We start from the raw sequence: 6,274 nt of genomic DNA on the forward strand, positions 1-6,274 counted from the left end.
CGGCACCGGCTATTCCTCGCTCGCCTACCTGCGCCGCCTGCCGATCACCACGCTGAAGATCGACAAGGCGTTCATCGACGACCTCGGCCGTCCCGGCGACAACGAGGACGCGGCGATCACCACCACGGTCATCGCGATGGCGCATTCGCTCGGCCTGCGCGTGGTCGCCGAGGGCGTCGAGACCGACGAGCAGCAACGCTTCCTGCTCCAGCACGGGTGCGACATGGTGCAGGGCTACCTGCTGTCGCGTCCGCTGAATGCGGTGGACTGCCTGCGCTTCCTGCAGGACTGGCAAGCGCAGGCGCCGGTGCGCCTTGACCCGGTCGCATCGCCTCCCTAAGGTGCCCGGATGGACAACCGCGACCTGCACGGCGAACTGCAACGGCTGCTGGTGCGCATCGACCTGCTCGCCACCCGCATGCAACGCCTGCAGGACGAGAACCGCAGCCTGCGCCAGCAGCACGAGCAGATGGCGACCGAACGCGCGCAATTGCTGGCCAAGCAGGAACAGGCACGCAGCCGTGTCGAAGCGATGATCAGCCGCCTGAAGTCGCTGGAGCAGCACACGTGAGCACGCCCGAGAACGGCAAGAGCGAACCGGTCAGCATCCGCGTGCTGGACCGCGAATACACCGTCGGCGTCACCGAGGCCGAACGCGCCAGCCTGACCTCGGCCGCGCGCATGCTCGACAGCCGCATGCGCGAATTGCGCGGCAGCAACAAGATGGTCGCCCCGGATCGGCTGGCGGTGCTGACCGCGCTCAACCTGGCGCATGAACTGCAGCAACGCGAGGCCGTTGGCCAGTCCCGCAGCGACGACGACCTGTTCAAGTTGATCGATGCCGCGAATGCCAGGCTCGATGGCTTGCTCGCGTCGAATGCGTGAAGGACTGAACCCCACGCGACCCGCCGACCGATGGCGCTTGCCAGCGACGACCTCGCGCCTATACTGATGATGTCCTCTGCCGTGAGCGACGGCGTGCGCAACATTCGCCTTGTCCCTTAATGACGACCACGGGGGCGTACTGGTTGCCGGGAGTGCAAGTCCGCCCCGAGCGGGAAGCCCGATGGCCGCCACGCGTTCCCACTTGAACCCCGGGTTCAAGGTCGTTTCGCATGCATCGCCACGGCGGAGACCCTTCTCCGCAACGCATCACCCTCCTTCGCAGCACGGTTTGCCCTTCGCGTGAGTTCCGTTCCCGACCGCGCCGTGCTGCGCCGCGAGCTCCGCCAACGCCGGCGCGACCTGCCGGCCGCCACGCGCATCGCCGCCGCCGAATCGCTGGCGAATCGCTTGCTCGCCCTGCCCTTCCTGCCGGCATCCGGCCTTGTTGCCGGTTACTGGGCGATGGACGGCGAAATCGGCCTGCATGTGTTCCAGTTGCGCCTGCCGCCTGCGCTCACCTATTGCCTGCCGTTGCTGCATGCCGATGGCAGCCTGCGCTTCGCGCCGTGGCGCGCGGGCGATCCACTGGTGACCAACCGCTTCGGCATCCCCGAACCCGACATCGATCCCGATGCCGCCTTGCCCGCCAGCGAGATGGCCATGCTGGTGCTGCCGCTGGTCGGCTTCGATGCGCAGTGCAATCGATTGGGCATGGGCGGCGGCTGGTACGATCGCAGCCTCTCGTTCCGTCGCGACACATCCGCGCCGCCCTGGCTGGTCGGTGCCGGCTTCGATGTGCAGCGTGTCGAAGTGCTGCAACACGAAGCCTGGGACGTGCCGCTGGATGCCGTGTGCAGCGAAGCCGCTACCCATCTCGCCGAGCAGGTCGCATGAGCAAGCCAAAACGCTACTGGATGATGAAGTCCGAGCCGGATGCGTTCGGCATCGACGACCTGGAACGCGTCGGCACCGAACCGTGGAACGGCGTGCGCAACTACCAGGCGCGCAACTTCATGCGCGACGGCATGCGCGAGGGCGACGGGGTGATGATCTACCACTCCAACTGCAAGGTGCCCGGCATTGCCGGCATCGCGCGCGTGGCCAGCGCCGCGTATCCGGATGAAACCCAGTTCGATGCGACGTCGAAGTACTTCGACGAGAAGGCCAGCCGCGAACAACCGCGCTGGTTCCTGGTCGACGTCGGCTTCGAACGCAAGCTCAAGCGGCTGATCCCGCTCGAGGAGATCAAGACGCACACCGACCAGCTCGGCGAAGGCTTCGCGTTGACCGCGAAAGGCAGCCGACTGTCGGTATTCCCCGTTACCTCGGCGCAATGGAAATTGCTGCTTTCACTGGAATGATGCGATGAGCGAAGCGAAACGACTGGCCGCCGTGAAGGCGATCGACTACGTCGAGGACGGCATGATCGTCGGCGTCGGCACCGGGTCGACCGTGGCCTATTTCATCGACGCGCTGGCACCATGGCGCGACCGCATCGCCGGTGCGGTCTCCAGCTCCGAGCAGAGCACCGCGCGACTGAAGTCACACGGCATCGAGGTGATCGATCTCAACAGCGCCGGCACCCTCTCGGTGTACGTGGACGGCGCCGACGAATGCGATCCGCACAAGCGCCTGATCAAGGGCGGCGGCGCCGCGCTGACCCGCGAGAAGATCATCGCCGAGGCCAGCAAGACCTTCGTCTGCATCGTCGACCCGAGCAAGCAGGTGCCGATCCTCGGCAAGTTCCCGCTGCCGGTGGAAGTGATCCCGATGGCGCGCAGCCTGGTCGCCCGCGAGATCCTCCGCCTCACCGGCGGCCAGCCGGTCTGGCGCGACGGCACGGTCACCGACAACGGCAACGTGATCCTCGACATCCACCACCTGTCGATCGTCGATCCGGTGGGCATCGAACGCGAGCTCAACCAGATTCCCGGCGTGGTCAGCGTCGGCCTGTTTGCACGCCGCCCGGCCGACGTGGTGATCGTCGGCGGCGAGCCTCCGATCGTGCTCTGAGCCAACGCATGCCGAATCCGGCGAAGCGTTTCCTCCTTGCCGCCATCCTCGCGTGCGGCCAGGCGGCGATGGCCGTCGCCGGCACACCGACCGACCCGATCATGCGTCCGCCCGTGGAGCACTTGTCGCCCGCGCTGCTTCGCGCCAAGGCAGAGTTGCGCGACGTCGTCGCGCGACGCGACATGGAGGCCTTGCTCGCGCGGGTACGCGCGGAGACAACGCTGGATTTTGGTGGCAGCGAGGGGCGGCAGGGGTTCCAGGCCATCTGGGACGTGGATGCAGAGTCGCGGCAACGTCTGTGGGCGACGCTAGAAGAGATCCTCGCCCTGCCCGGGGTGGCGCGCCGCTTCGACCACGGCGACGAATACTGCGCGCCTTACGTGTTCTGCACGAACCTGCCGGACAACGCCGATCCTTACGAAGCACTGGTGGTCCTCGGCTCGGACGTGGCCATCCGCAGCCAGCCATCGCTGGCTGGCGCGGTACTCAGGCGTGTCGATCATGTCGTGTTGGCCCGCGCAGACGATGATTCCCGCATCCCGTCAACCCCGGACTGGACACGCGTGCGCCTTGCCGATGGCGCCACCGGCTACATCAGCACCCGGTGGGTTCGCAGCCCCATCGATTTCAGGCTGACGCTGCGTGTGGACGATCGCGCAGACACCTGGTGGCTTGGCTTCCTGGTCGCCGGCGACTGAACACGGCCATCAGCCCAGCGATCAGCGCAGGTTGCGGATCGCGTTGAGCGCGATGTCGTGCCGAGCCTTCAACACGCCGGCTTCCACGCTGAAAGCCACCACGATCTCCACGCGCTGCGGCGCGCGCGTGCGAACTTGCGTCTTGAGCGTATCCTTCAATCCCGACGTCGCCTTCTCCACGACCAGGGTGAGTTGATAGTTGCCGTCCGCAAGGGGTTCCAGCACATCGACCTGGCCGGGTTTGTCGCTGCGACTCGCCAAGACGGTGGGAGGAGGACCCGCCACCCTCCCGGTGGCCGCGTAGCTCGCGGCGGCAGCGCCACTACCGCCACCTGCCAGCGCGCCCACCGACGACACGGCAGCCGACACGATGCCGCCACCCGGCAGCGCCCCACCCAGCAATGACGCGCCTTGTCCCACTGCGCCCTTGCGCAGCCCGGTGGCTTGCGCCGCATCGAGGGGCGCAAGCGTCATCGCCTGCAAATCCGCGCGGTAGCCGTCGCCGCCGGGAAACGCGACCGCGCAGGCCGCTTCGCCGCATTCGACGACAACCGAAAGCGATGCGCCCTGTGAGACCACGCTGCCCGCGGCATGCAGGCCGGCATTCACTTTCTCGCCGAAGGTCGCGCCCTGGGTCTGCTTGGGCACGGTGACATTCATCGAGATCCTGCTCGACATGCCGCCATTGATGCCGTTGATGCCACTGGCCTGGGTGCCGCCGAATGCAAGTAGCGCGGTCAAGGCGGCGGCCAGCACCGTGGTATCCATCATGCGCATCGAGCCACTCCCGTCGTGGATTGGGGTCGATGCTACGCCCGTTCTCGCGCCGCGAGACGGGCCGCGGGCACCGTGAGTGGAATCGTGAAGTTTCGCAGCGCCTCTGGAGACGCGGCGGATCGACACTGCTTGCCCAAGCGGATCCCGCCATGACCCTGCGCTGCCTGTTCGTCGACTTCGACTCGTTCTTCGCTTCGGTGGAGCAACTCGACGCGCCTCACCTGCGCGGCAAGCCGGTGGCGGTCATCCCGGTCATTGCGACCACCACCTGCTGCCTGGCCGCCAGCAAGGAAGCCAAGCGGCACGGCATCCGCACCGGCACCGGGGTGGCCGATGCGATGCGGACCTGTCCCGAGATCGCCATGCAGGTCGCCCGGCCAGCACGCTACATCGAGGTGCACCGGGAATTCATGGAGGTCATCGAGACCTGCATTCCGCATGGCAAGGCGGCCTCGGTGGACGAAGTGCCGTGTTGGCTGATCGGCCGCGAGCGCCAGCGCGGCAACGCCGAACGCATCGCCCGCGACATCCAGGGTGCCCTGCTCGAGCGCTTCGGCGATGCGCTGACCTGTTCGATCGGGATCGCACCGAACAAATTCCTCGCCAAGACCGCCTCCGAGATGGACAAGCCGAACGGCCTGGTCGTGATCGAGCAGGCGGACCTGCCGCATGCGTTGCATGGCCTCCAATTGCGCGCGCTGTGCGGGATCGGGCCATCCATGGAACAACGCCTGCGCGATGCCGGCATCCACACCGTCGAAGCGCTCTGCGCGGCATCGCGCGAGCGCCTGCGTCGTGCGTGGGGCAGCATCGAGGGCGAGCGTTTCTGGCTGCAGTTGCGCGGCTTCGAGCTGCCGGAACGGTCGACGCAGCGCGCCTCGCTTGGGCACTCGCACGTACTGGGCCCGGAGCTGCGCGACGTCGCCGGCATGCGCTCGGTATTGTTCAAGCTGTTGGCCAAGGCGGCGATGCGGCTGCGCAACGAACGGCTGCAGGCCGCCGGCATGGCGATCCGCATCCGTTTCGTCGGGATGGAACGGCGCTATGAAAAGGACCTGCGCTTCGCTCCGCTGGACGACACGCCGGCGCTGTTGCGCCTGCTGGCGGACAAGCTCTCCCCGCTGGAGCGTGCCGCCGACTCTGGCCGCTGGAATCCGAAGCGACACCCGCCTTTGTCGGTCGCGGTCACATTGCTCGAGCTGTCGGAAAGTGCAGCGCTTTCCGGCGAGTTGATGGGCGAGCGTCGTCGCGCACGCTTGGCGAGCGCGCTGCTGGACAAGGTGAACCAGAAATACGGCAACAGCGCGCTTTACCTGGGGTCGATGGGCAAGGCAGTCGCGAAAGGCGCTGCGCCGATGCGAATCCCGTTCCAGACCATTCCGGACCCCATACGCGAGGAAGAATCCGGTTTGCATGGAATCTCGCAAGCGCCTTCAACCGCCAACGACCTGCTGCAGATGCGCATGAACCAGTTCAACGTCCTGGCCGAAAAAACCCACCGCGAGCGCGAGGCCAGGCGGCATCGCCCGTCCGGTGCCGGCGGCCGGGGCATGACACGCCCGGTTCCGCCCACGCCGCAATCGTCCCTGTTCTGAAACCTTCAGGGCCTCGATGTCCGGATTCGGAGCCTTTCGATTTGGCCAGGATTATTCGCCAACTCGTGCGTGCATTTAGTACGCTTGACGGGTCGGCGCATCCCAAAACTCGCGCATCCTGGCACGCCGCCATTTAGTTCCGAATGTTCCGCTGATTTTCTTTAGGTCAAAGAAAAACCCCGCAGCGAGGGCTGCGGGGTTTTGGGCAAAGACCCTGGCGATCCCCAAGAGGGGACCGAGGTGACCTGTTGCGGGTCGCGGCGGCGCCGCGCACCGCAACGCGATAGGCGGAGTATTGGCCATTCA

General features: G+C 66.6%; 9 protein-coding genes and 1 other RNA gene. 9 read left to right on the forward strand and 1 reads right to left on the reverse strand.

All coding sequences use genetic code 11. The features are described 5' to 3' along the window. The 8 genes from ACE3T8_RS14790 to ACE3T8_RS14825 form a co-directional block, all read left to right on the forward strand. Positions 1–340 (forward strand): EAL domain-containing protein (locus ACE3T8_RS14790; protein WP_374610218.1); only part of this gene is annotated, 340 nt, incomplete at its 5' end. 9 nt (positions 341–349) lie between these two features. Next, a complete protein-coding gene (locus ACE3T8_RS14795) occupies positions 350–571 on the forward strand; it encodes a TIGR02449 family protein (RefSeq protein WP_187553007.1) in 222 nt (73 codons plus the stop codon). After that, positions 568–885 (forward strand): cell division protein ZapA, encoded by a 318-nt coding sequence (locus ACE3T8_RS14800; protein ID WP_374610220.1) that lies wholly within the window; start codon positions 568–570, stop codon positions 883–885. The genes ACE3T8_RS14795 and ACE3T8_RS14800 overlap by 4 nt, the downstream gene beginning before the upstream one ends. 70 nt (positions 886–955) lie before the next feature. After that, positions 956–1,139, forward strand: a non-coding RNA gene (ssrS, locus tag ACE3T8_RS14805) — 6S RNA. 46 nt (positions 1,140–1,185) lie between these two features. Next, positions 1,186–1,779, forward strand: a complete 594-nt coding sequence (locus ACE3T8_RS14810) for a 5-formyltetrahydrofolate cyclo-ligase (protein WP_374610221.1) — start codon at positions 1,186–1,188, stop codon at positions 1,777–1,779. Beyond that, on the forward strand, positions 1,776–2,246 hold the full coding sequence (locus ACE3T8_RS14815; protein WP_374610222.1) for an EVE domain-containing protein: 471 nt from the start codon (positions 1,776–1,778) through the stop codon (positions 2,244–2,246). Before ACE3T8_RS14810 ends, ACE3T8_RS14815 begins: the two co-directional genes overlap by 4 nt. Before the next feature lie 4 nt (positions 2,247–2,250). Next, on the forward strand, positions 2,251–2,898 hold the full coding sequence (gene rpiA, locus ACE3T8_RS14820) for a ribose-5-phosphate isomerase RpiA (protein ID WP_374610224.1): 648 nt from the start codon (positions 2,251–2,253) through the stop codon (positions 2,896–2,898). Between the two features lie 8 nt (positions 2,899–2,906). Further along, positions 2,907–3,596 (forward strand): hypothetical protein, encoded by a 690-nt coding sequence (locus ACE3T8_RS14825; RefSeq protein ID WP_374610226.1) that lies wholly within the window; start codon positions 2,907–2,909, stop codon positions 3,594–3,596. Positions 3,597–3,617: 21 nt separating this feature from the next. Here the strand turns inward: ACE3T8_RS14825 and ACE3T8_RS14830 are convergent, their stop codons facing one another. After that, positions 3,618–4,373 (reverse strand): hypothetical protein, encoded by a 756-nt coding sequence (locus ACE3T8_RS14830; RefSeq protein ID WP_374610228.1) that lies wholly within the window; start codon positions 4,371–4,373, stop codon positions 3,618–3,620. A gap of 149 nt (positions 4,374–4,522) precedes the next feature. On the opposite strand from ACE3T8_RS14830, the gene ACE3T8_RS14835 reads away from it, so the two are divergent. Beyond that, entirely contained in the window at positions 4,523–5,968 is a 1,446-nt protein-coding gene (locus ACE3T8_RS14835; RefSeq protein WP_374610230.1) for a helix-hairpin-helix domain-containing protein, read from the forward strand. The last annotated feature ends 306 nt before the right edge of the window (positions 5,969–6,274 follow it).

This window comes from Thermomonas sp. (genome assembly GCF_041919455.1).
Lineage (GTDB): Bacteria > Pseudomonadota > Gammaproteobacteria > Xanthomonadales > Xanthomonadaceae > Thermomonas.